Source organism: Streptomyces lincolnensis (genome assembly GCF_001685355.1).
GTDB classification, from domain to species: domain Bacteria; phylum Actinomycetota; class Actinomycetes; order Streptomycetales; family Streptomycetaceae; genus Streptomyces; species Streptomyces lincolnensis.
The window spans coordinates 4009032-4032375 of record NZ_CP016438.1; the positions used below are offsets into that span (position 1 = coordinate 4009032).

A 23344-nucleotide genomic window follows, 5' to 3' on the forward strand; every position below is an offset into this window, starting at 1 on the left:
TCTCTTGCCGGGCCCCTCCGGCATGTACGTATGGTGATCGCCGCATCCGGCCGACACCGAAGGAAGACCGCATCATGCGCAAGCCCCTGGCCGTCCTCGGCCTCGCCGCCTCGGCTCTCGCCGCCGGCGTCCTGACCGCCTCCCCGGCCGCCGCCGTCTCGGCGAGCACCACCTTCGACGTCGTCTACCCCGACGCGCGTCCGCAGCAGATGTACCACGTCGACAACGAGGCCAAGGTGGTCTCCGGGAAGATCACCGTCAACTCGGTCGTGAGCTGGCAGATCATCGACGACCAGGTGGTGGACAACTCCACCCGCTTCACCAGCTTCAAGATCACCAACCGGCTGGAGTCCAGACCCGGCAAGGACAGCGCCGACGTGGTCGAGGCCTCCAAGACCTGTGACCTGACCCGGCTGGTCAACGCCAACTACTCGTGGTTCGCCATCGAGGCCGCGAACACCTGCGCCGCCCCGTCCACGACGTACGACGGCGAGGTGTGGTGGTCCTCGGACTCCACGGTCGTCTACGACATCGCCGGCGACAGCAAGGGCGCCACCACCGTCCAGCTCCTCGGCTCCCCGCTCGTCCACGGCTGAGTCCCGCACGGGAACGCGTGAGCACATGACGAAGGCCCCGTCGCTCGAAGCGACGGGGCCTTTGCCCACATGGGGTACCCATCGGTGTGGGTGAGTGGAGATGGCGGGAATCGAACCCGCGTCCAACGGTGCGGAATCAGGGCTTCTCCGTGTGCAGTTCGCTGCGATTTTCTCGGCCCCGGCGATCACGCGAACAAGTCGCCGACGGGCCCAGTCACTGTTTGATTTCCCATCGAACCCCGTGACCGGGCTCGATGGTTTAGTTCCCTAGATTATGCCAGGGTCCGGGTCGGGAACATCCCCGGTCTGACACCCGTTAGGGCCTTCACTCACTGCTTATTAGGCAGCGAGGGCGAAGGCGCGGGAATCGCTCTTGGTATTGGCGATTATTGGTTGCGACATATGGTTTACGAGATCATTGCCGCTTCCTCGACACGCTTCCCCTGCTTCGACAGCCGCTGTCGAAACCGATCATCCCCATGTTGTGTTTTCAATGCACCCACCGGCCGTGGCCGGTGTTTGATCCCATCGTACGTGACCAACGCACGTGGATGCCAGCGTATTCCCGGCGCCCCACCTACCGGCCCCGCTCCTTCCGCTTCGCCGCCGCGATCGCCCGGTCCGACTCCCGCCGGTCCTGCTTCTCGCGGAGGGTCTGGCGCTTGTCGAACTCCTTCTTGCCCCGGGCGAGGGCGATCTCGGCCTTGGCCCGGCCGTCCCTGAAGTACAGGGCCAGCGGCACGATGGTGTGGCCCGTCTCCTGGGCCTTGGCCTCCAGCTTGTCGATCTCCTCGCGGTGCAGCAGCAGCTTGCGCTTGCGGCGCGCGGAGTGGTTGGTCCAACTGCCCTGGTGGTACTCGGGGATGTGGGCGTTGTGCAGCCACGCCTCACCCCGGTCGATCTGGACGAAGCCGTCGGTCAGCGAGGTCCGGCCCTCGCGCAGCGACTTGACCTCGGTGCCCATGAGGACCAGGCCGGCCTCGAAGGTGTCGATGATCGCGTAGTCGTGCCGGGCCTTCTTGTTCTGGGCGACGATCTTGCGCTTGCCGCCCTTCTCGCCGTCCCTGGCTTTGGCGGCCGTCCCGCCCTGCTTCGGCTGGGACTCCTTGGGTACGTACATTCCCTTGCTCATAGTGCCGTCCATTTTCGCACTACGGAGGGGGTGTACGGGAAGCGCATTAAACAGGGGGGCGGGTCAGGGGGCGGATCACTGCCCCAGACCGCTCAGTACCGTCTCGGCCCGCTCCAGCACCTGGCGCTCGACCTCCAGGTCGGGCGTGATGCCGTGGCCGTCGACGCCGCGGCCGGAGGGGGTGCGGTAGTGGCCGACGGTCAGCTCGGCGACGGAGCCGTCGGGCAGCCGGCTCGGCATCTGGACCGAGCCCTTGCCGAAGGTGCGGGAGCCCACGACGACCGCGCGGCCGCGGTCCTGGAGGGCGCCGGTGAGCAGCTCGGCCGCGCTCATCGTGCCGCCGTCCACGAGCGCGACCAGGGGTCTGGTGGAGTCGCCGCCGGGTTCGGCGTGCAGGGCGCGCTCGTCGCCCTCGACGTCGTAGGTGGCGACGAGGCCGCCGTCGAGGAAGGCGGAGGCGGTGGTGACGGCCTCGGTGACCAGACCGCCGGAGTTGCCGCGCAGGTCGAGGACGATCCCGGCACCGGCCGGGGCCTGCCGTACCGCGGTGCGGACGGCGTCGCCGGAGCCCTTGGTGAAGGCGGCGATCCTGATGACGGTGATCCCGCCGGCGAGGCTGCGAACGGTGACCGAGTCCGTGGACAGCAGGGCCCGCCGCACGGTGAGCCGCCACGCGCGCGTGCCGCGCTCCAGGCCCAGCCGGACGGGCGTACCGGCGGCCGCGTCCGTGGCGTCACCGCGCAGTAAGGAGACCACGTCGGTGACCGGACGGCCGTCGACCTTCCTGCCGTCGACACTGCGCAGCCGGTCGCCCTTGCGGATCCCGGCGGCGGCCGCGGGCGACCCGGAGCGCACCCTGGTCACCTCGATACGGCCGTCCCCTCCGCGCCGCGCCCACAGGCCGACGCCGGTGTACTGGCCGTCGAGGGCCTCCTCGAACTCCTCGTACTCCCCGGGGGAGTAGACGGCGCCCCACCGGTCCCCGCTGCGGCTGACCGCGCGTTCGGCGGCCTCCATGGGGGAGGTGCCGGCGGCCATGGCCTCCTGGGCGGCCTGCGCCACGTCCTCGTGGGTGTGGGCGGAGGCGGTCGAGCGGCCGGTGTCGGCGGGTGTCTTCCGGCCGGGGCGGTCGGTCTCCGGGAGGGAACCGGTCGCCGCGCCGGCCATCAGCACGCTCGCGAAGACCAATGTCAGGGCGGCCCCGCGGCGGATGCGGCGGGGCTGGCAGAACAGGTCTCGGCCTGACATGCCGGTGAGTCTAGGACAACGCGAAGGGCCGCCACGGTCGGTTGACCGGACGGCCCCCTTGGCGTGCGTCACACCTTCAGGTACTTGCGCAGCGCGAAGAACGCGGCCAACGCGGGCATCAGCAGACTCGTCGCCAGGATGAGCGGCAGCTTCGTCAGGACGGCTTCCCAGCCGATGAAGTTGATGAGGTTCAGCTTCTCCTGGAGGGCGAGGCCGTGGTCGATGAGGAAGTACCGGGCGACCACCAGGAACCCGCAGGCGACCGTCCCGCCGATGAGACCGGCGACCGCGGCCTCCATGATGAACGGCGCCTGGATGTAGAAGCCCGAGGCACCGACCAGGCGCATGATCCCGGTCTCGCGCCGACGGCTGAACGCCGAGACGCGCACCGTGTTGACGATCAGCATCAGCGCCACGACCAGCATCAGCGCCATGACCGCCCGCGCCGCCCAGTTCATGCCGTTCAGCAGCCCGAACAGGTTGTCCAGGATGCCCTTCTGGTCCTGCACCGACTGCACGCCGTCCCGCCCGTCGAAGGCGGTGGCGATGACCTGGTACTTCTCCGGGTCCTTCAGCTTGATGCGGTACGACTCCTGCATCTGGTCCGGCGTGAGGGAGGCGGCCAGCGGGGAGTCGCCGAACTGCTCCTTGTAGTGCTTGTACGCCGCGTCCTGCGACTCGTACGTCACCGTCTGGACGACGGTCATCTTGTCCAGGTCGGACTTGATCTCCTGCTTCTGCTCGTCGGTGACCGCGCCCTTGGCGCAGTTCGGGTCCGACTCGGCGTCGCTCTTGTTGCAGAGGAAGACGGAGACGTTGACCTTGTCGTACCAGTAGCCCTTCATTGTGTTGACCTGGTCGCTCATCAGGAGCGACCCGCCGAACAGGGCGAGGGACAGGGCGACGGAGACGATGACCGCGAAGGTCATCGTCAGGTTGCGGCGGAGACCGACACCGATCTCGGAGAGTACGAACTGGGCGCGCATGGCGTCTGGTTAAGCCTTTCCGTGGAGCATGCCGGTCGTCAGTGCTGGTAGCCGTAGACGCCGCGTGCCTGGTCGCGGACGAGGCGGCCCTTCTCCAGCTCGATGACGCGCTTGCGCATCTGGTCCACGATGTTCTGGTCGTGCGTCGCCATCAGCACGGTCGTGCCGGTCCGGTTGATCCGGTCCAGCAGCTTCATGATGCCGACGGAGGTCTGCGGGTCGAGGTTGCCGGTGGGCTCGTCGGCGATGAGCAGCTTCGGCCGGTTGACGAAGGCCCTGGCGATCGCCACGCGCTGCTGTTCACCACCGGAGAGCTCACCGGGCATCCGGTCCTCCTTGCCGCCCAGCCCGACGAGGTCGAGCACCTGGGGCACGGACTTGCGGATCTCGCCGCGCGACTTGCCGATGACCTCCTGCGCGAAGGCCACGTTCTCGGCGACCGTCTTGTTGGGCAGCAGGCGGAAGTCCTGGAACACCGTCCCCAACTGGCGCCGCATCTGGGGCACCTTCCAGTTGGTGAGGCGCGCGAGGTCCTTGCCCAGGACGTGCACCTGACCGTGGCTGGCCCGCTCCTCGCGGAGGACCAGCCGCAGGAAGGTGGACTTTCCGGAGCCCGAGGACCCCACGAGGAACACGAACTCGCCCTTCTCCACTTCCAGGGACACATCCCTGAGTGCGGGGCGGGTCTGCTTGGGGTAGACCTTGGATACGTTGTCGAATCGGATCACGGATGCACCACGGGTCGCCGGGGGTAGATGAGCGTGACCATACGCGAACCGGGTGTACCGGCGCAGGCACCGGTGGCGGTTGCGTGATGGATGTGACTATTTGTGCCGACCCCGGGGGCCGCGGCCGCGAGACAATCCACACCCCCTTCGGGAGCGCACAGGCAGCCCTCAGAGGAACCTGGCACAGTAGGGGGAGGGGAACGTTCTGACTTCCGAGAGCGTTGACACACGTGGAACCGGTGCTAGGAGGGCGAGGCGCATGACGTACGACCGGCTGGTGTGCGCGAACTGCGCGGCGCCCGTGAGCGAGGGCAGGTGCCCTGTGTGCCGTGCCCACCGCGCGCGGATGCAGCAGGAGCAGGACAACCCCTTCGCCGGGCTGAACCCCATGGCGCTGATCGCATTGCTGGCGGTCCTGATCGCCGCCCTGGCGCTGCTGGCGCACCAGACCGCCTAGCACGCGGTCCGCGAGGGCATACAAGGCATACGAAGGGCCCGGAGCGAAGTCTCGCTCCGGGCCCTTCACCGTGCGTCACGCATACGGTGGGTCACCAGACGGTTACCGTCAGGCGGCGGCGCCACCCCGGCCGCCCACGAGGCGCGGCAGGATGCGGAAGCCGATACCACCGGCGATCATCGTGGCGGCACCGATCACCAGGAAGGTGGTCTGCGCGGCACCGGTCTCGGCGAGCTCGGCGCCACTGCCCTGGGCCGACGTCTCGGACGAGGTGTCCGTGCCGGTGTCGGTGAGGGCCGAGGAGCCCTCCTCCTGGGCGGAGGTGCCGGAGCCGCCGTCGGGGTTGGTGTTGCTGTTGCCGCCACCGGCGTTGCCGTTGCCGTTACCGCCACCGTTGCCGTTGCCGTTCCCATTGCCGTTCCCGTTGCCCGGGTCGGTCGGGTCGTCGGTGGGCTCGGTCGGCTCGTCAGTGGGGTCCGTCGGGTCGGTCGGGTCCTCGGTGACCGGCGGAGTCGTCGGGTCCGTGGGGTCCGTGGGGTCCTCGGTGACCGGCGGGGTGGTCGGCGGGTCGTTGGGTTCGGTCGGGATGCCCGTACCCGGGTCGGTCGGGTCGGTCGGGTCACCGTCGCCGAGGCCGGTGTCGACGTTCACGCCGACCCCGCTCTCGCCCACGCTCACACCGATCTCCAGCGCGGAAGCAGCGCCGGCAGCGGTCAGCGAGGCGCCGGCGGCGATCACGGCACCGGCGGCTATGCGCGCGATCCGGATCCGCGTCTTCTTCGTCATGTGGTTGCTACCCCCAGTAGCTCATCGTCAATGAGGCGGCGCTCGGGGGCCGTGATCGACGGGGGGAGACAACTGCTTTTCAGATCCCCCGGTTCACATGCGCCCCAGAGATACGCATGCCGAGCGTCACCTTTCCCATTTTTCAAAGCAACGTCAAGGCCATTGCGCGCGCAATGTCCACCTTCGGGATCTTTGCCGGGAGATGGAGTGTGTGAGTGTGACGTAAAACCCAGACATCGAGCATGGAACCGGGCGCACACAAGGCAACCGCCGCCCGGTGGGCGGCGGTTGCCTTGTCGACAAACCTACTTCTCCTGCTGCTTGCGCCAGCGAATGCCGGCCTCCAGGAATCCCTCGATCTCACCGTTGAAAACGGCCTCGGGGTTACCGACCTCGAAATCGGTGCGCAGGTCCTTGACCATCTGGTACGGGTGCAGGACGTACGAACGCATCTGGTTGCCCCAGGAGTTGCCGCCGTCGCCCTTGAGCGCGTCCATCGCGGCCTGCTCCTCCTGGCGGCGCCGCTCCAGCAGCTTGGCCTGGAGCACGTTCATCGCGCTCGCCTTGTTCTGGATCTGCGAGCGCTCGTTCTGGCAGGAGACGACGATGCCGGTGGGGAGGTGGGTCAGCCGCACCGCGGAGTCGGTGGTGTTGACGCCCTGGCCGCCGGGCCCGGACGACCGGTACACGTCCACCCGCAGCTCGGACTCGTCGATCTCGATGTGGTCGGTCTGCTCGACCACGGGGAGGATCTCGACGCCCGCGAAGGAGGTCTGCCGACGCCCCTGGTTGTCGAACGGCGAGATGCGCACGAGCCGGTGCGTGCCCTGCTCGACGGAGAGCGTGCCGTAGGCGTACGGCGCCTGCACGGCGAAGGTGGTCGACTTGATGCCGGCCTCCTCGGCGTACGACGTCTCGTAGACCTCGGTCTTGTAGCCCTTCTGCTCCGCCCAGCGCAGGTACATCCGCTGGAGCTTCTCGGCGAAGTCGGCGGCGTCGACGCCGCCGGCCTCGGCGCGGATGTTCACGAGCGCCTCGCGGGCGTCGTACTCACCGCTCAGCAGCGTCCGGACCTCCATCTCGTCCAGCGCCTTGCGGACGGCGGTGAGCTCGGACTCGGCCTCGGCACGGGTGTCCGGGTCGTCCTCCTCCTCGGCCATCTCGAAGAGCACGGAGAGATCGTCGATCCGTCCGCGCAGCGCCTCCGCCTTCCTGACCTCGGCCTGGAGGTGGGACAGCTTGCTGGTGATCTTCTGCGCCTCGTCCGGGTTGTCCCACAGGGACGGCGCGGCCGCCTGCTCCTCGAGCACGGCGATGTCTGCCCTCAGCTTGTCGAGGTCCAGAACGGCCTCGATCGACTCCATGGTCGAGGAGAGGGACTTGAGCTCTTCGGATACATCGACGACTGCCACACCTCCAGCCTAACGGCTACGGCAACGAAGCTTCGCCGAGCATGGGTCGCTGAATTCAGCCCCTCCGGCGTTTGAGGAGCGGGGGTCCAGGGGGCAGAGCCCCCTGGGGGCGGCAGCCCCAGGGATGGGACGGGTAGGGGCGGCGGGGGCGAGAAAGGCCCACGCCGGCCTCCACCGGGCAGTCACGGTGACGGCGGAGCCGAGTTCTTCGTGTCCTGGGGAGTCGCCCCGGCATCATCACCAGACGTGGCCGCCCACGTCCCGATACCGATCGCGGCGACGACAGCCACCGCCCCCGCCCCGAGCGCCAACCGTCGCCGCCGAGTAGCCGCCCGGTTCCGCGCGGAGCCGGGCCGCGGCGCCCCGGAGGCCCGCGGCGCCCGCGCCGTCCCGCGCGCGCCCCCGGCCAGCTCGTCCGGCGCCGGCACCCTCATCGACGTATGCGTGTCCCGGTTGGAGTCGGCGGGCTTCGCGCCAGGCACCAGAGGCACGGCCCCCCGCCGTACCCGCGAGGAGGCCGCCGGCTCGGAGGGCGCCGCCTCCGCCGCGTCCGCCGCGTCCTCATCCGGTTCGGTGTCCGGCTCGTCGACGTCCAGCGGAGGCATCCCGGCCAGCATCGGCAGCAGCTCCCGCAGCCGCGCCCCCAGCTCGGAGGCGCGCAGCCGGGAGGCGGGCGCCTTGGCGAGGCACTGCACGACGAGCTGCCAGAGCTCGTCGGGGATGCCGGGCAGGGGCACGACCGTCTCGGTGACGTGGCGGCGCAGGACCGCGCCGGGATGCCCGCCGCCGAACGGGGTGAAGCCGGCCAGCAGCTCGTACAGCACGGTCGCCAGCGCGTAGATGTCGACCGAGGCCCGCGGCGGCAGCCCTTCGACGATCTCCGGCGCCAGATAGTCCGGCGTACCGATGATCTTCGTGGCGCGCGTCCGCTTCGGCGAATCGATCAGCTTCGCCACGCCGAAGTCCGTCAGCAGCGCCGGGTGCGACCCGCCGGGGCCCAGCGGCCCCTGCATGTCCAGCAGTACGTTCTCCGGCTTGACGTCGCGGTGCACGACCCCGGCCGCGTGCGCGGCGGCCAGCCCGTCCGCGACATCCGCGACGATCGCGACCGCCGCCTCGGGGGCGAGCCGCTTCTCGCGGTCGAGCCGGGTACGCAGGTCCGTGCCCCGGACGAGGTCCATGACGAGCGCGAGGTCGTTGCCGTCGACCACCAGGTCCCGTACGGAGACCACGTTCGGGTGCTCCAGGCCGAGCAGTGCCGTGCGCTCCTGCACGAAGCGGCCGACGAGTTCCTGGTCGGACGCGAGGTCCTCGCGCAGCAGCTTGACGGCGACGGGCCCCTCGGGCCCCTCACCCAGCCACACCGTGCCGGCACTGCCCCGCCCCAGGATCTGGTGAGCGGTGTACCGGCTGCCGATCTTCCGTGCCAAGGCTGCTCCTACAGACGCGTGTTGCGCTTAAAAGTACGCGTCGGAAGAGCCAACCTTCACCGCGGAGACGGAAATCACCCGCCCGGTGTCGACAAATCCCCAAGCTCGCCACTGAAAGCCACTGGGGCGAACTATTGGGAGGAGCCGCCGCCCACCTTCTCGAACCATCCGGACACCGTGCTGAACCAGTCGCCGAGCTGGTCCCAGTAGCCCTTGCCCGTGCCGATCCAGTCCTGGAGCGGGCTCAGCTCCCAGACCAGCCAGCTCGCGACGAACAGGATGACGATCGTGAACAGGCAGCCCTTGAGGCAGCCGAGCCCCGGGATCTTCATCCGGTTGGCGCTGCGCTGCCGCGGCTCACGGGGCTCGCGCGCGGGCCGCCGCGGCTCCGGCTGGGGCGGCGGCGCGTACCGCTGCGGCTGCGGCTGCTGCCGGGGCTGCTGCTGCGGTGCGGCGTACTGCTGGGGCTGTTGCTGCTGCGGATGGCCGTAGCCCTGCTGGGGTCGCTGCGGCGGGCGCTGCTGGGGCCGCTGCTGCGGGCGGGCGACCTGCCGCTGGGGGCGGCGGCGCAGCGGGTCCTCGTTCGGGTCGAGGTACTGGACCTGCGTCTGTTCGTTGCGGTCGCGGGCGGCGCGAAGCTGGTTCTGCCAGGGGTGCGGGTCCTCGGGGCCCCCCTGTCCGGGCTGCCCGGGCGGGACCGGTGGCATGACGGCGGTGGGGTCGGCCGCGCCGGACGGGCCGCCGGTGTGCGGCATGACGCTGGTCGCGGCGTTCGGGTCGTAGGCGCCCGCGCCGTGCGGCAGCACCTGGGTCGGGTCGGCGGCGCCGGGGATGCCCGGGACGGCCGCCGGGGCCGGGTCGGGGGCGAGCAGGACGCCGACGCTCTCCGCGGCGGCGATCTGCGCGGAGTTCGCGTGCACGCCGACGCCCTCGGCGACCGTACGCAGGCCGCGGGCGAGGTTCTCGGCGCTGGGCCGCTCGTTCGGGTTCTTGCGCAGGCAGCGCTCGATGACCGTCCAGAGCGGGCCGGGGACCGTGGAGGGGCGGCGCGGTTCGGCGCTCAGGTGCTGGTGCAGGACCTCAAGGGCGGAGCCGCCGGAGAACGGCGGACGGCCGGTGACCAGCTCGTACAGCAGGATGCCGGCGCCGTAGACGTCGACGGCGGAGGTCTGCGGCCGGCCCTCGGCGGACTCGGGCGCGACGTACGCGGGCGTGCCGACGAACTCGTGGGTGCGGGTCAGTCCGGGTGAGTCGGCCAGACGGGCGATGCCGAAGTCGGTCAGCATCGGGTGCAGCTGGCCGCCGTACTGCCTCAGCAGGACGTTGGCGGGCTTCAGGTCGCGGTGGACGACGCCGTCGGCATGGCTGGCGGCGAGCGCGTCGGCGATCTGGGCGGTCATCAGCGCGGCGCCGACCGGGCTGAAGGGGCCGTTCTCGCGCAGGTAGCGGTGCAGGTCGGGGCCCTCGACGAGGTCCATGACCAGGGCCAGCAGATCGCCCTCGACCACCAGGTCGCGCACCCGCACGATGTTCGGGTGGGTCAGGCGGAGCAGGACGGAGCGCTCCCTGAGGAACCGCATGACGATGTCGGGATCGCTCGCGAGCTCCTCCTTGAGGACCTTGATCGCGACGGTCTCCCCGGGCTGGCCCTGCACGGCCGCCTCGGCGCCGGCGGCCTCGCGCTGACGGGCTCGCCACACGGTCCCCGTGGCGCCGCGTCCGATCGGCTCCTCGAGGAAGTACTTGCTGCCTACCGGCCGCACGTCATGCACTCCCTGCTGCTTGCCTGCTGCATGCCTTGTGTTCCGACTGTCCGTGTACTCCGAGTATTCCGTGCACTCGGAGTATTCCGAGTATTCCGACCCACTGTAGTGCCGTCGCGCGCGACGGCGGCTTGTCGCCTTTCTGAGCGTCTTACGTACCGGTTCCCGTCCCCGTTCGAAGGAAAGACGCTCGGCTCGGTCGGCTTGGTTGCCAGGGGCGGACGTGACCGATCTCAAGCGGTCACGAGTGCGCCACCGGTCAGGCACTTTTGCGGGCAGAGCCGACCAATCAAGATCATTTGATGCCGGGCGGCGGGCGCGTTGTCAGTGGCAGGTGCGAGGATGCCTCCAGTACTGGCCGATGTGCTCGTGGCGGTGGGGGAAGTCCGCGGTGGGGGACCGCGGAGTGGCTCCGTCCCGTTCGGGCGCCCGTGCGGAAGGGACCCCTGACGGCGATGCAGATCCGGCTGACCGTCATAGACCCGCTGGGCCCCCCTGATCCGGTGTCGGGCCGGGCCGCGAGCTGTGACGTGCTGGTCACCGCGCCCGCGGGCACCGCCCTGGCCGCGGTCGCGTCGGCGCTCGCCTCGGCGGTCTCCGGCGGGGGCACCTCCCGCGCGGGCGAGTCCGAACGCGGCGGCGGACAGGTCGTGTTCCACGTCGCCGAGGAGCGCCTCGACACCCAGCGCTGCACCCTCGGCGAACCCCCGCTGATCGACGGCGCCGTGCTGTCCCTGGGCGCCCCGGGCGAGCCCGAGGCCCATCCCGAGCTCGACGACGCCCCCACCCAGCTCCATGTGATCGCCGGCCCCGACGCGGGCGGGGTGCATCTCCTGCACGGCGGCCAGATCCACATCGGCCGTTCCGCCGACGCCGACGTCCCGCTCGACGACCCGGACGTCTCCCGCCTGCACTGCGCGGTCACGGTCGGCGCCGACGGCCGCGTCTCGGTCGCCGACCTCGACTCCACCAACGGCACCACCCTGGACGGCACCCGCGTGGGCACCCGCCCGGTCCGCTTCACCCCGGGCGCGCTGCTCCGCATCGGCGAGTCGGCGCTACGGCTGGCGCCGACCGGGGGTCCGGGGGCCCGCGTGCCCACGGCGCCGGACGGCGAGGGGCACGTGCGCGTGGAGACGGTTCCGGACGGCGAGGGCAGCGAGAGCGGCAAGGAAGCCGGAGCGGGCGGCAGGCCCGGCGGCACCGTCACCGACGGCCCCGCGCCGACACCCGCCACCGCACCCGACCGCCCTTCGGACCGGACCCACCACACCTACGGCACCGCGGGCTGGGGCACCTCCGCGGCCACCTCCGACGCCCAGGGCCACGGCTCCGCCGCATCAGCGCCCGTCGTCCCGGGCCAGGGCGGCGCCCCGCGGATCGAGGCACGGGGCGCACGGCCGGCCGTACCCCGGCAGGGTTACGGCACCAACACCAGGACCAGCACCGGTTCCGGCGACAGCGGGGCGACCCACGCCGGCCGGTTCGGCGTGACCGGGCCGAGCGCACCCGGCGGCGGCCCAGCGGCTCCCAGGGACGGCGAACGGACGTCGGGCGGCTCTTCGGCGACCGACCCTCACGGCCAAGCACTCGGCGGCCCCACAGCGGCCGACCCGAGCCGACCGGCCCCCGGCAGTGCCCCACCCGCTCAGCCGGGCCGGGCCGACGACGGCGCGGACAGCGCGGCCTCCGCGGAGACCGGCCGGCGCAAAGGCACCCCGCTGCGGGGCACCGACGTACCGCAGGGCGTGCGCAAGCGCGGTGGGCTCTCGGCGTGGGCGCGACGGCTGACCGGCGGGCGCGGCGAGCCGGACCCGGCCGCCGCTGGGGCGTACGACGAGAACGGCAGCGGCGCGCACGAGGAGGCGGCGGCCGCACCCCCGGCCGCCCCGAGCCAGGCGCCCGAGACCTGGCCGGACCCGGCGGCCCTGTTGCTGACGGCCCTGGGCCCCGGACCGCGCCTGTGGGAACGCGCCCCGGGCCACAAGGAGGCGCTCACCATCCGGCTGGGCACCGCCGACCGTGCCGCGCCCGACGGCTCGGGTCTGCTGCCGGCCGTGCCCGTGACCGCGGATCTCCGTGAGGCCGGGGCGCTGGGGCTCGCCGGACCGCGCGCGCGGCTCGCCGGGCTGGCCCGCGCGGCCGTCGCCCAGCTCACCGCTCTGCACTCCCCGGACGCCCTGGAAGTCGTGCTGATCAGCACGGACCGTTCCCGCCCGCTCCAGGAGCGCACCGCCGAGTGGTCCTGGCTCGGCTGGCTCCCCCATGTCCGCCCGGGCCACGGCCAGGACTGCCGGCTGCTCCTCGCCTACGACCGCGAACAGGCCACGGCCCGCACCGACGAGCTCCTCCGCCGTCTGGAGGACCAGCTGGCGGACGCGGGAGGGGCGGCCCGGCCCGAGCGGCAGACCGCGGTCACCCCCCGCCCGTCGGCCAGGCGCCCCTCCTGGGCCAGGGACGACGACGCGGAGGACCCGACCGGGGGCTTCACGGGCCCGTACACCGTGGTCGTCGTGGACGGCGACCCCGGCGGCGCCGCCGTGCGGGAGGCGGTGGCGCGGCTGGCCCTGGAGGGCCCCCGGGCCGGGATCCATGTCGTGTGTCTCGCCGAGACCGCGCCCGCGTCACCCGCGTCACCGGTGACCGAGACGTACGAGGCGGCCTGCGCGGCGGTCCCGGCGTTCCGGGAGTGCGGTGCCGTGGCGCTGCTCAGCGGAGACGTGGCGACGGCCCTGCGCCTGATGCGGGTGGCCCGCACCGGCGCGGAGCCCGCCGGGACGGCCGGTGCGTCGGCCCCCGCCGACACCCTCCGCTCCGGCCCCGTCGGCCACGGCACCGTCGCCGCGGTGGACGCCGTCTCGCTCGCCTGGGCGGAGCGCTTCGCGCGGGCGCTGGCACCGCTGCGGACCGAGGGCGCCACCGGTGAGCGGCACACGCGCGTGTCGGCGCCGCTGCCCCAGGCGGCCCGGCTGCTGGACGAGTTGGGGCTGGCCCGGGCCACCCCGGCGTCCCTGATGGCCCGTTGGGCGGACGCGGCCGACGACACCGAGTCGCTGGGCGGCCGTGCCCGGGCGGTGCTCGGCGCCGGACCGCGCGGCCCGGTCTGCGCGGACCTCACGGCCGAGGGCCCGCATCTGCTGATCGAGGGCCCTTCGGGCAGCGGCCGTACCGAACTGCTGCGCGCCCTCGTCGCCTCGCTCGCCGCCGCCGAGCGCCCCGACCGGCTGAGCGTCGTGCTGATGGACGGCCGGGACAGCGTGGGCACGGACGGCGGCGGACACGGCGAGGGCCTGCGCGTCTGTACGGACGTACCGCATGTCACGACCCATCTCACTGCCAACGACCCGGTGCGCATGCGGGAGTTCGCCCAGTCCCTGAGCGCCGAGCTGAAGCGGCGCGCGGAGCTGCTCGGGCGGTCCGACTTCGCCGAATGGCACACCGGCCGTGAGGTCTCGGGCCGCCTGGTCTCCCAGCGGAGCACGGCGGCCCGCGGCATGTCCGCCGGCGTGGGCGGGGACACCACCGGTGACCTGGACACCCCGCCCAGCTCGACCATCCGGCTGCGCCCCGCGGCGGCCCGCCGCCGGACGGAGACGGCACCCCCGCTCCCCCGGCTGGTCGTGGTCGTGGACGACCTGGACGCCCTGGTCTCCCCCGCGCTGGGTTCCCCGGGCAGGCCCGCGGCGGGCTCGGTGATACGCGCGCTGGAGGCCGTGGCCCGCGACGGCGAGCGCCTCGGCGTGCACCTCGTCGCCGCGGCCACCACCGGGGGCCGTACGGCCGAGTCGGAGCTCGCCAAGCGCGCCTGCCTGCGTGTCACCCTCGACGCGCCGACCCCCGGCCCGGACGAACCGGCCCCCGGCCGCGGCCGCCTGTCCTGGGCCGACGGCCGTACGACCCCCTTCCAGGGCGGCCGTGTCACGGGCCGTATCCCCCGCACCGCGACCCTCCGCCCCACGGTGGTCCCCCTGGAGTGGGACCGTATGGGTGATCCTCCGGCCCGCCGCCCCGTACGGGAACTGGGCAACGGCCCGACCGACCTGGCCCTCCTGGCCAGCGCCCTGGAGCGCGCGGCGCGCGAGGTGTCGGCGGCGGAGGTACCGTCGCTGCTGTGACGGAGAGTTCCTCCCGGCCCGGGGGCGGCGGCCCCCGGGGACGGCCGCGGGGCGGCAGCCCCCGAAGACGGTCGCGCCGACACGCGGCACCTGGTCACAGGCGGATCACGATCCCGGCCTTGACAGCGGACGCGCCCTTGCCGACCACAACTCCCCAGGCGTAGACCAGACCGCACGGGACAGCGCTCCAACGTTCGACGAGGCACGAAGAACGGGGTCGTGATGCGCAGCACGAGCAGCACATACCGGACACGCAGGGTCATCCCCACCGTGGCCGTCCTCCTCGCGGGAGCCCTCTCGCTCACCGCGTGCGGCGGCGACGACGACAAGAGCGGCGACAACGGCGCGACCGGTGGCACCGAGACCGGCACCACCGTCACCCTGCCCAAGCTGAACGGCAAGAGCCTGGAGATCGCCGCCGTCTGGTCCGGCGCGGAGCAGGCCAACTTCAAGAAGGTCCTCGCGGAGTTCGAGAAGCGCACCGGTGCGAAGGTGACCTTCGTGCCCGCGCAGGACCCGATCGTCAACTTCCTCGGCTCGAAGATCGCGGGCGGCCAGCCGCCGGACATCGCGATGCTGCCGCAGCCCGGCGCCATCAAGCAGGCCGTCGACAGGAAGTGGGCCAAGCCGATCGGCACCGCGGCCAAGGCCGAGCTCGCCAAGAACTACTCGCAGGGCTGGCAGGACATCGGCAAGGTCGACGGCACGCAGTACGGCGTGTACTACAAGGCCGCCAACAAGTCGCTGATCTGGTACAACGCCAAGGTCTTCGAGAACGCGGGCGCCACCGAGCCGAAGACCTGGGACGAACTGCTCACCACCGCCCAGACGGTGTACGACTCCGGTGTCACGCCGTTCTCCGTCGGCGGCGCCGAGGGCTGGACGCTGACCGACTGGTTCGAGAACGTCTATCTCTCGCAGGCGGGACCCGAGAAGTACGACCAGCTGGCGAAGCACGAGATCAAGTGGACGGACCCGTCCGTCAAGGACGCGCTCACCACCCTGGCCCAGGTCTGGGGCAAGAAGGACTACGTCGCCACCGGCGCGCTCCAGACGGACTTCCCGGCCTCGGTCACCCAGACCTTCAAGGGCGGTGACCAGCCCAAGGCGGGCATGGTCTACGAGGGTGACTTCGCGCAGGTCAACATCGGTACGGCCGGGGCGAAGGTGGGCACGGACGCGAAGGTGTTCCCGTTCCCCGCGGTGGGTGACACGGCTCCCGTGGTCTCCGGCGGCGACGCGGCCGTGATCCTGAAGGACTCCGAGGCGGCGCAGGCGCTGGCCACCTTCCTGGCCTCCCCGGACGCGGCGACGATCCAGGCGAAGCTGGGCGGTTACCTCTCGCCGAACAAGAGCGTGGACAACTCGGTGTATCCGAACCCGGTGCAGCAGAAGATCGCCAAGGCGCTGATCGACTCGGGTGACGACTTCCGCTTCGACATGTCCGACCAGGCCCCGCAGGCCTTCGGCGGGACGCCCGGCAAGGGCGAGTGGAAGGCGCTCCAGGACTTCCTGAACAACCCGAAGGACATCGCGGGCACCCAGCAGAGGCTGGAGGCGGACGCGGCGGCCGCCTACGGAGGCTGAGGGCATGACGTCCGCCACGGCGGCAGGGGGCCCACCGACCCCTGCCGCACCCAAGTCGCGCAAGAGCGTGACCGGCACCCGCAAGAGCGTGGCAGTGCTGTTCCTGCTGCCCGCTCTCGTGCTGCTGGGCGCGCTCGTGGTCTACCCGATCGGGTACTCGCTGATCCGCAGCTTCTACAACCAGTCGGGCAGCGGCTTCGCCGGATTCGACAACTACGAGGCGCTGTTCACCGACGACGGCATCCGTACGGCGCTGAAGAACAACATCATCTGGGTGGTGTTCGCCCCGACGGTCGCCACCGCGCTCGGTCTGATCTTCGCGGTGCTGACCGAACGGGTGCGCTGGGGAACGGCGTTCAAGCTGGTCGTCTTCATGCCGATGGCGATCTCGATGCTTGCGGCGGGCATCATCTTCCGGCTGGTCTACGACCAGGACCCGGACAAGGGGTTCGCGAACGCGGTGTGGGTGGGCATCCACGACACCTTCGCCGAGTCGTCCGCGTTCCCCAAGGCCCACCCGGGCCGCGAGTCGCCGCTGGTGGCGCAGAGCGGCGGCTTCGTGACCAAGGAGCCCGTGCGCACGGGGGAGGCCGTCACCCTCCCCATGGTGGGTGTCGCCCCCGACCAGATGCCGGACGGCGCGAAGGCCGCCGCGGCCCCGCAGGCCGACCCGGGCAAGATCACCGGTACGACCTGGCAGGACTTCACCCGCGGCAAGGGGGTCGGCAAGCTCGGCGGCGTCGACGCGTCCGAGTTCGGCTACCCCGGGATGAAGATCGAGGCGGTCAGGGACGGCAAGGTCGTCGCCTCGACGGAGGCCGCCGCCGACGGCACGTTCACGCTGCCCGCCTCCGCCGACGGCGCGCAACTGCGGCTGCCGGCGAGCAACTTCAAGGAGCCGTACAACGGCCTGGACTGGCTCGGCCCGTCCCTGGTCACCCCGGCGATCATCGGCTCGTACGTCTGGATGTGGGCCGGTTTCGCGATGGTGCTGATCGCGGCCGGGCTCGCGGGCATCCCGCGTGAGCTGCTGGAGGCGGCCCGTGTCGACGGCGCGACCGAGTGGCAGGTGTTCCGCCGCGTCACGGTCCCCCTGCTGGCACCGGTCCTCGCGGTCGTCGCCGTCACCCTGATGATCAACGTCCTGAAGATCTTCGACCTGGTCTTCATCATCGCCCCGGGCTCCTCGCAGGACGACGCCAACGTCCTCGCGCTGGAGCTGTACCGCAAGGGCTTCTCGGAGGACCAGCCGGGCGTCGCGAGCGCCATCTCGGTGTTCCTGCTCCTGCTCGTCATTCCGGTCATGTGGTTCAACATCCGCAGGCTCAGGCGGGAGGTGCGGCGATGACAGCGGACGCCGGCAGTCTCACCAAAGCGGCACCACCGAGCACCACGGAGGTCAAGGCCAAGCAGTCGGTCGGCTCACGGCTGGCGGAAGCCGTCAGCGGGGGCGCGGTCCGGATCTTCCTCATCGTCGTCGGCCTGTTCTGGCTGGTCCCGACGATCGGTCTGCTGATCTCGTCGCTGCGTCCACCGCAGGAGATGACGGCCAGCGGCTGGTGGGAGGTCTTCAGCAAGCCGTCCCAACTCACCCTGGAGAGCTACGACAAGCTCCTCCAGAACAGCGACATCACCAACTCGCTCTTCAACACCGTACTGATCACGGTCCCGGCGACGGTCCTCGTCGTCGTCATCGGCGCGCTCGCGGGCTACGCGTTCGCGTGGATGGAGTTCCCGGGCCGTGACTGGTGGTTCCTGGGTGTGGTCGGCCTGCTGGTGGTGCCGGTGCAGGTGGCGCTGATCCCGGTCGCCGAACTCTTCGGCAAGATCGGCCTGTTCGGCTCCATCATGGGCGTGGTGCTGTTCCACACCGGGTTCGGCCTGCCCTTCGCGGTGTTCCTGCTGCGGAACTTCTTCGCCGAGATCCCGAAGGAACTGCTGGAGGCGGCCCGCCTGGACGGTGCGGGTGAACTGCGGCTGTTCGCCCGCGTCGTGATGCCGCTCGGCGGGCCCGCGATCGCGAGCCTGGGCATCTTCCAGTTCCTGTGGGTGTGGAACGACATGCTGATCGCGCTGGTGTTCTCCAACGCCGACAGCCAGCCGGTCACGGTCGCGCTCCAGACGCAGATGCGGGCCTTCGCCGACAACGTCGACGTCCTGGCCCCCGGCGCCTTCATCTCCATGGTGGTCCCGCTGGCCGTGTTCTTCGCGTTCCAGCGGCAGTTCGTCTCCGGGGTGATGGCGGGGGCGGTCAAGTAGTCCGTACGACAAGAGGATCGACGAAGGGGCGGGCCGCCACCGGCCCGCCCCTTTCCGTTCAACCGACAATCCCCCGTATGCCGTACGGAGCGTAACCAACTGGCCCCATCGGGCGTTCCCGGGCAGAACGCCCGCGACGACCCTTGGATGTCCCTTGCCCAGGTTCAGTGTCATCGTCCCCGCGTACCAGGTTCAGGCGTACCTGCACGAGTGCCTGGAATCGGTGCTGTCCCAGTCGTATCCGGATCTGGAGCTGATCGCGGTCGACGACGGTTCGCCGGACGCCTGCGGCGCGATCATCGACGAGTTCACGGCCCGTGACCCGCGCGTGAAGGCCGTCCATCTTCCCGAGACCCTGGGGCGGGGCCGGGCACGCAACGCCGGGGCGGCCGAGGCGAGCGGTGACTATCTGCTGTTCCTGGACGGCGACGACACCCTCACCCCGCACGCGCTGCGGTCGATCGCGGACCGGCTGAAGGAGACGGGCGAGCCGGACGTCCTGGTGTACGACTACGCGCACGCCCACTGGAACGGCGGGACCGTCCGCAACCAGGCGGCCGTCCAGCTCACCGAGCAGGGCCCGGCCCCCTTCCGGCTGGAGGACCGCCCGGGGCTGCTGCACCTGGTGACGGCGGCCTGGAACAAGGCGTACCGCCGGGAGTACGTCGAGCAGGGCGGCTTCGCGTTCCCGCCCGGGTACTACGAGGACGTCCCGTGGACGTACCCGGTCCTGATGGGCGCCGAGTCGATCGCGACGCTGGACCGGGTGTGCGTGCACCACCGGCAGCGCCGGCCGGGCACCGTCCCCGGCACCGCCGGCCGCGACCACTTCGACGTCTTCGAGCAGTACGACCGGCTCTTCGCGCATCTCGACGCCCACCCCGAACTCGCCTCCTGGCGCCCGGTGTTGTTCCGCCGCATGGTCGAGCACCTGGCGACGGTGTTCGCGCGCCACGACCGGCTGCCGCGCGCGTTGCGGGCCGAGTTCCTGCGCACCGCCCGCGCCCACTGCCGCCGGTACCGCGCCCCGGGCCACCCCGTCCCGGTGCGCTCGCGCCTCAGGCACACCCTGGTCCGGCTGGGTCTGCACCACACCTTCCGCGCGGTGCGGGGCGCCGCGGCACTGCGCCGCCGCACCGGCAGGGCCGCCGCGGGTCTGCTGAGGGCGCTGCGGTCCGTCGCCCTGCGGGCGCACTACCGCGTCCAGCTCCGGCTGCCGGTACGTGCCGACCGGGCCGTGTTCGCCGCGTACGGCGGTCTCGGGCACGGCTGCAACCCGGGCGCCCTGGAGACCGCGCTGCGCACCTTCGCGCCGCACATCCGCACGGCGTGGATCGCCCGCCCCGAGCACCACCACACGATCCCGACGGCCACCCGCCGCATCACCCCGGGCACGGCCGCGTACTGGACGGCGCTGGCCCGCTCCAAGTACCTGGTGACCAACGCCGACTTCGGCCCCCGGCAGGTCAAGCGGCCCGGCCAGATCGTCGTCCAGACGCAGCGCGGCACCCCGCTCAAGCACATGGGCCTCGACCTCCACGAGCGCCCGGCCGCCGCCCGGGAGACGGACTTCGGCCTCATGCTGCGCTCGGTGGACACCTGGGACCACGTCCTGTCCGCCAACCGCCACTCCGCCCTGACCTGGGAGCGCGTCTTCCCCGGGACCTACCGCTCGCTCTGCCACGGCCAGCCCCGCAACGACGTCTTCCAGCAGGCCACGCCGGCGGACGTGGCCCGGCTGCGGGAGTCCCTCGGCATCCCCGACGGCTCGGTGGCGATCCTGTACGCGCCCACGTACCGCGACTACCGCCGCGCCCAGCCGCCCGGCCTCGACCTGGAGCGCGTCCTGCGCCGCCTCGGCCCCCGCTTCGTCGTGCTGGCCCGCGCCCACCCCGTCCACGGCACCCCCCTGGCCCGGGGTGCGGCCCGGGTGGTCGACGTCACCGGCCACCCGAGCGTCGAGCAGCTCTGCCTGGCCTCGGACGCCCTGGTCACCGACTACTCCTCGATCATGTTCGACTACGCCAACCTGGACCGCCCGATCGTGATCCACGCCGAGGACCGCCAGGCGTACGAGGCGGCCCGGGGCACCTACTTCGACCTGCGGTCCTTCCCGCCGGGCGCGGTCGCGCGCACCGAGGACGAGCTGATCGACATCTTCGCCACCGGCCACTGGCGCGGCTCCCGCTCGGCCCAGCTGCGCGCCGCGTTCCGGACGCGTTTTTGCCCGTACGACGACGGCCGCGCCGCCGAGCGGGTCGTACGCCGTGTGGTGCTGGGCGAGGACGAGTCGGCGCTGCCGCCGGTGATCCCACTCGACGAGCGCCGCCCGGTGCCCTCCGCCGCCGCGTCGCTCGCGCACTCCCCGCAGCCCACCGAGCTGTCGGCGGCCGGCGAGCGCGCCTTTCCCGAGGACGCCTTCGTCGACGGCGGCTTCACCGAGGGCGTCTTCAGCGAGCGCGTCTTCAGCGAAGGCGTCTTCACCGACCGCGTCTGAACGCCGATCCCGCACCGGGGAGTTCGTCATGCCCTCCAGTCCCTCGCGGCCCACCCCGACCCGGCCCCACACCTGGCGTCCGGCGGGACGGCCCGGCCGCCACGGTGTCTGACGTCGCCCCGGGAACACCGACAGAAAGAGCAGAATGCCCCGCTTCAGCATCATCGTGCCGTCCCATGGGGTCGTGGGGCGGCTGTCCCTGGCACTGGACTCGGTCCTCGCCCAGTCCTTCGGCGACTTCGAGCTGATCCCGGTCTGCGACGGCCCTCAGTCCCCGGCCGCGGACGTCGTCGCCGGGTACGTCCGCCGGGACTCCCGGGTGGCCCCGGTGCACTCGCCGCCGTCGGCGGGACCGGCCGGGGCGCGGAACACCGGGACGCGGGCGGCGACCGGCGCGTATCTGCTGTTCCTCGACGGCGACGACGTGCTCGTACCGGGGGCGCTGGCGGAGCTGGCCGCACGGCTCGACGCGACCGGGGACGTCGACGTGCTGCACTTCGAGCACGAGCGGACGCCGTGGTGGGAGGGCGAACCCACCAACCCGGCGGCAAAGGTGCTCGCGAGGACACCGAAGGGCGCGTTCTCGCCGGAGGAGGCCCCGCACGTGACCGGCGTCCGGCTGCCCGCGTGGAGCGCCGCCTACCGTCGGGCGTTCGTCGCCGAACACCGGCTCGCCTTCCCCGACGGCCACTTCACGGACATCGGTTTCGCCGGCCTGAGCGCCCTGCGCGCCGAGCGCGTCGCGGTGCTGCGCGCGGTCGTCGTACGGCATCTGGTGCGCCGGCAGGGCAGCCGCCTGAGCCTGCCGGGCGAGCACCACGTCGAACTCCTGGACCAGGCGGAGGCGTTGCTGACGCGGGCCGTGGAGGAAGGGCTGTCCGGGGAGCGGTACAAGGAGCTGTTCGAGCAGCTCTTCGCCGCGATCCTGAAGACGGCCGCGCACCCGCGCCGGCTGGGCTCGCGGCGCCGCGCCTTCTTCCGCCGGGCGAGCCGCCTGTACGGGCGTCACCGCCCCGCCGGGTACCGGCCGCCGGGCGGCAGCCTGGGCGTGCAGCACCGGCTGCTCGCGTCCGGGGCGTACACCGCGTTCCGGGCGCTGCGCGGCGCGAACCAGAAGGCGGCGAGGGCGATCGAGGCCGTCCCGCGCCCCCGCGGCCTGCGCACCCGCCTCCTGTACCGCCGCCATCTGAGCCGCCCCCTGGATCCGAACCTCGCCGTGTACTGCGCGTACTGGGGCCGCGGCTACGCCTGCAACCCGGCCGCGATCCACGCCAAGGCCCGCGAACTGGCCCCCCACATCCGCTCGGTGTTCCTGGTCGAGCCGGACCAGGCGCACGCCATGCCCGAGGGAGTCGACTACGCCGTGATCGGCGGCCGCCGCTACTGGGAGGTCCTGGCCCGCGCCACGTACCTGATCAACAACGCCAACTTCGCGGAGGGCGTGGTCAAGCGCCGCGGCAGCGTGCACCTCCAGACCCAGCACGGCACGCCGCTGAAGAAGATGGGCGTCGACCAGTCGACGTACCCGGTGGTGGCCGCCACGACCGGCAGTTTCGCCAGGCTCCTGGGGCGCGTGGACCGCTGGGACTACAACCTCTCCTCCAACCGTCACTCCACCGAGATGTGGGAGCGGGCCTTCCCCGGCTCGTACGAGCAGTTGGAGTACGGCTATCCGCGCAACGACGTCTACTGCACGGCGACCGGCGAGGACGTGACCCGCGTCCGGCGCGAGCTGGGCGTCCCCGAGGGCAGCACGGCCGTGCTGTACGCGCCCACCCACCGCGACCACCACACCGGCTTCGAGACCGCCCTGGACCTGGAGGCGTTCTGCGAGGAGGCCGGACCGGACGTGGTCGTGCTGCTGCGCGCCCACTACTTCTACGACCGCGGGCTCTCCCGGGCCACCGGCCGGATCATCGACGTCACCTCGCACCGCTCCTCGGAGGACGTCTGCCTGGCCGCCGACGCGCTGGTCACCGACTACTCCTCGATCATGTTCGACTACGCCAACCTGGACCGCCCGATCGTCGTGTACGCCGATGACTGGGAGGTCTACCGGGAGACCCGGGGCGTCTACTTCGACCTGCTCGCGGCGCCGCCGGGCCCGGTGGCCCGCACCCCGGAGGAACTGGCGCGGGTGTTCCGCGACGGCTCCTGGCGGGGCCCGGAGTCGGCGGCCGCGCGGGCCGCGTTCCGGACGCGGTTCTGCGAGTTCGACGACGGACGGGCCGCCGAACGCGTCGTACGGCGGGTGCTGCTGGGTGAGCCGCCCGAGGCGATCCCGCCGGTGATCCCCCTCGCCGAGCGGGTGCCAGCCCCCGCCGCGACGACCCTCGTGAGGAGCTGAC

At 71.8% G+C, this 23344-nt stretch carries 16 protein-coding genes and 1 other RNA gene; 8 read left to right on the forward strand and 9 right to left on the reverse strand.

The features are described 5' to 3' along the window. Positions 1-74: 74 nt before the first annotated feature. The gene (locus tag SLINC_RS17725; protein WP_067433649.1) at positions 75-596 is read left to right on the forward strand and encodes a hypothetical protein; all 522 of its coding nucleotides are present in this window, start codon (positions 75-77) and stop codon (positions 594-596) included. Positions 597-688: 92 nt separating this feature from the next. On the opposite strand, the gene ssrA is transcribed toward SLINC_RS17725, so the two are convergent. The 5 genes from ssrA to ftsE form a co-directional block, all read right to left on the reverse strand. Further along, positions 689-1075, reverse strand: a transfer-messenger RNA (tmRNA) gene (ssrA, locus tag SLINC_RS17730). Positions 1076-1173: 98 nt separating this feature from the next. Then, on the reverse strand, positions 1174-1716 hold the full coding sequence (gene smpB, locus SLINC_RS17735) for an SsrA-binding protein SmpB (protein WP_067433652.1): 543 nt from the start codon (positions 1714-1716) through the stop codon (positions 1174-1176). A gap of 87 nt (positions 1717-1803) precedes the next feature. Continuing rightward, the gene (locus tag SLINC_RS17740) at positions 1804-2976 is read right to left on the reverse strand and encodes a S41 family peptidase (RefSeq protein WP_079164582.1); all 1173 of its coding nucleotides are present in this window, start codon (positions 2974-2976) and stop codon (positions 1804-1806) included. Positions 2977-3044: 68 nt separating this feature from the next. Further along, positions 3045-3962 carry a permease-like cell division protein FtsX gene (ftsX, locus tag SLINC_RS17745; RefSeq protein ID WP_067433655.1) on the reverse strand — a complete coding sequence of 306 codons (918 nt, stop codon included), beginning with the start codon at positions 3960-3962 and terminating at the stop codon, positions 3045-3047. A 38-nt stretch (positions 3963-4000) separates the two neighbouring features. Then, positions 4001-4690 (reverse strand): cell division ATP-binding protein FtsE, encoded by a 690-nt coding sequence (ftsE, locus tag SLINC_RS17750; protein ID WP_067433658.1) that lies wholly within the window; start codon positions 4688-4690, stop codon positions 4001-4003. A 259-nt stretch (positions 4691-4949) separates the two neighbouring features. On the opposite strand from ftsE, the gene SLINC_RS17755 reads away from it, so the two are divergent. Further along, positions 4950-5147: a hypothetical protein gene (locus SLINC_RS17755; RefSeq protein ID WP_067433661.1), complete on the forward strand. Its 198-nt coding sequence runs from the start codon at positions 4950-4952 to the stop codon at positions 5145-5147. 108 nt (positions 5148-5255) lie between these two features. Here the strand turns inward: SLINC_RS17755 and SLINC_RS17760 are convergent, their stop codons facing one another. From SLINC_RS17760 to SLINC_RS17775, 4 genes are all read right to left on the reverse strand, one after another. Next, complete coding sequence (locus SLINC_RS17760; RefSeq protein WP_067433664.1) at positions 5256-5933, reverse strand: hypothetical protein; 678 nt, start codon at positions 5931-5933, stop codon at positions 5256-5258. A gap of 305 nt (positions 5934-6238) precedes the next feature. Continuing rightward, positions 6239-7345, reverse strand: coding sequence for a peptide chain release factor 2 (gene prfB / locus SLINC_RS17765; RefSeq protein WP_067433667.1), 1107 nt, complete (start codon positions 7343-7345; stop codon positions 6239-6241). A 182-nt stretch (positions 7346-7527) separates the two neighbouring features. Continuing rightward, complete coding sequence (locus tag SLINC_RS17770; protein ID WP_067433670.1) at positions 7528-8775, reverse strand: serine/threonine-protein kinase; 1248 nt, start codon at positions 8773-8775, stop codon at positions 7528-7530. 131 nt (positions 8776-8906) lie between these two features. Further along, the gene (locus SLINC_RS17775; RefSeq protein WP_067433673.1) at positions 8907-10538 is read right to left on the reverse strand and encodes a serine/threonine-protein kinase; all 1632 of its coding nucleotides are present in this window, start codon (positions 10536-10538) and stop codon (positions 8907-8909) included. A 455-nt stretch (positions 10539-10993) separates the two neighbouring features. Here SLINC_RS17775 and SLINC_RS17780 point away from each other — a divergent pair, with 455 nt between their 5' ends. The 6 genes from SLINC_RS17780 (at position 10994) to SLINC_RS17805 (ending at position 23343) form a co-directional block, all read left to right on the forward strand. Next, complete coding sequence (locus SLINC_RS17780; RefSeq protein WP_067433676.1) at positions 10994-14653, forward strand: FHA domain-containing protein; 3660 nt, start codon at positions 10994-10996, stop codon at positions 14651-14653. A gap of 222 nt (positions 14654-14875) precedes the next feature. After that, positions 14876-16240: an ABC transporter substrate-binding protein gene (locus tag SLINC_RS17785; protein ID WP_067433683.1), complete on the forward strand. Its 1365-nt coding sequence runs from the start codon at positions 14876-14878 to the stop codon at positions 16238-16240. Positions 16241-16244: 4 nt separating this feature from the next. Beyond that, complete coding sequence (locus SLINC_RS17790) at positions 16245-17588, forward strand: carbohydrate ABC transporter permease (RefSeq protein WP_079164583.1); 1344 nt, start codon at positions 16245-16247, stop codon at positions 17586-17588. Further along, positions 17585-18499: a carbohydrate ABC transporter permease gene (locus SLINC_RS17795; protein WP_067433688.1), complete on the forward strand. Its 915-nt coding sequence runs from the start codon at positions 17585-17587 to the stop codon at positions 18497-18499. Before SLINC_RS17790 ends, SLINC_RS17795 begins: the two co-directional genes overlap by 4 nt. 154 nt (positions 18500-18653) lie before the next feature. After that, positions 18654-20996 carry a bifunctional glycosyltransferase/CDP-glycerol:glycerophosphate glycerophosphotransferase gene (locus SLINC_RS17800; RefSeq protein WP_079164584.1) on the forward strand — a complete coding sequence of 781 codons (2343 nt, stop codon included), beginning with the start codon at positions 18654-18656 and terminating at the stop codon, positions 20994-20996. A 145-nt stretch (positions 20997-21141) separates the two neighbouring features. Next, a complete protein-coding gene (locus SLINC_RS17805; protein ID WP_067433691.1) occupies positions 21142-23343 on the forward strand; it encodes a bifunctional glycosyltransferase/CDP-glycerol:glycerophosphate glycerophosphotransferase in 2202 nt (733 codons plus the stop codon). Position 23344: the final 1 nt, after the last annotated feature.

Excerpts from the sequence above, each read along its gene's own strand:
- SLINC_RS17725 (WP_067433649.1), top strand. The coding sequence starts at position 75 with ATGCGCAAGCCCCTGGCCGTCCTCGGCCTCGCCGCCTCGGCTCTCGCC.
- smpB (WP_067433652.1), bottom strand. The coding sequence starts at position 1,716 with ATGTACGTACCCAAGGAGTCCCAGCCGAAGCAGGGCGGGACGGCCGCC.
- SLINC_RS17740 (WP_079164582.1), bottom strand. The coding sequence starts at position 2,976 with ATGTCAGGCCGAGACCTGTTCTGCCAGCCCCGCCGCATCCGCCGCGGG.
- ftsX (WP_067433655.1), bottom strand. The coding sequence starts at position 3,962 with ATGCGCGCCCAGTTCGTACTCTCCGAGATCGGTGTCGGTCTCCGCCGC.
- SLINC_RS17755 (WP_067433661.1), top strand. The coding sequence starts at position 4,950 with ATGACGTACGACCGGCTGGTGTGCGCGAACTGCGCGGCGCCCGTGAGC.
- SLINC_RS17760 (WP_067433664.1), bottom strand. The coding sequence starts at position 5,933 with ATGACGAAGAAGACGCGGATCCGGATCGCGCGCATAGCCGCCGGTGCC.
- SLINC_RS17780 (WP_067433676.1), top strand. The coding sequence starts at position 10,994 with ATGCAGATCCGGCTGACCGTCATAGACCCGCTGGGCCCCCCTGATCCG.
- SLINC_RS17785 (WP_067433683.1), top strand. The coding sequence starts at position 14,876 with ATGCGCAGCACGAGCAGCACATACCGGACACGCAGGGTCATCCCCACC.
- SLINC_RS17790 (WP_079164583.1), top strand. The coding sequence starts at position 16,245 with ATGACGTCCGCCACGGCGGCAGGGGGCCCACCGACCCCTGCCGCACCC.
- SLINC_RS17795 (WP_067433688.1), top strand. The coding sequence starts at position 17,585 with ATGACAGCGGACGCCGGCAGTCTCACCAAAGCGGCACCACCGAGCACC.
- SLINC_RS17805 (WP_067433691.1), top strand. The coding sequence starts at position 21,142 with ATGCCCCGCTTCAGCATCATCGTGCCGTCCCATGGGGTCGTGGGGCGG.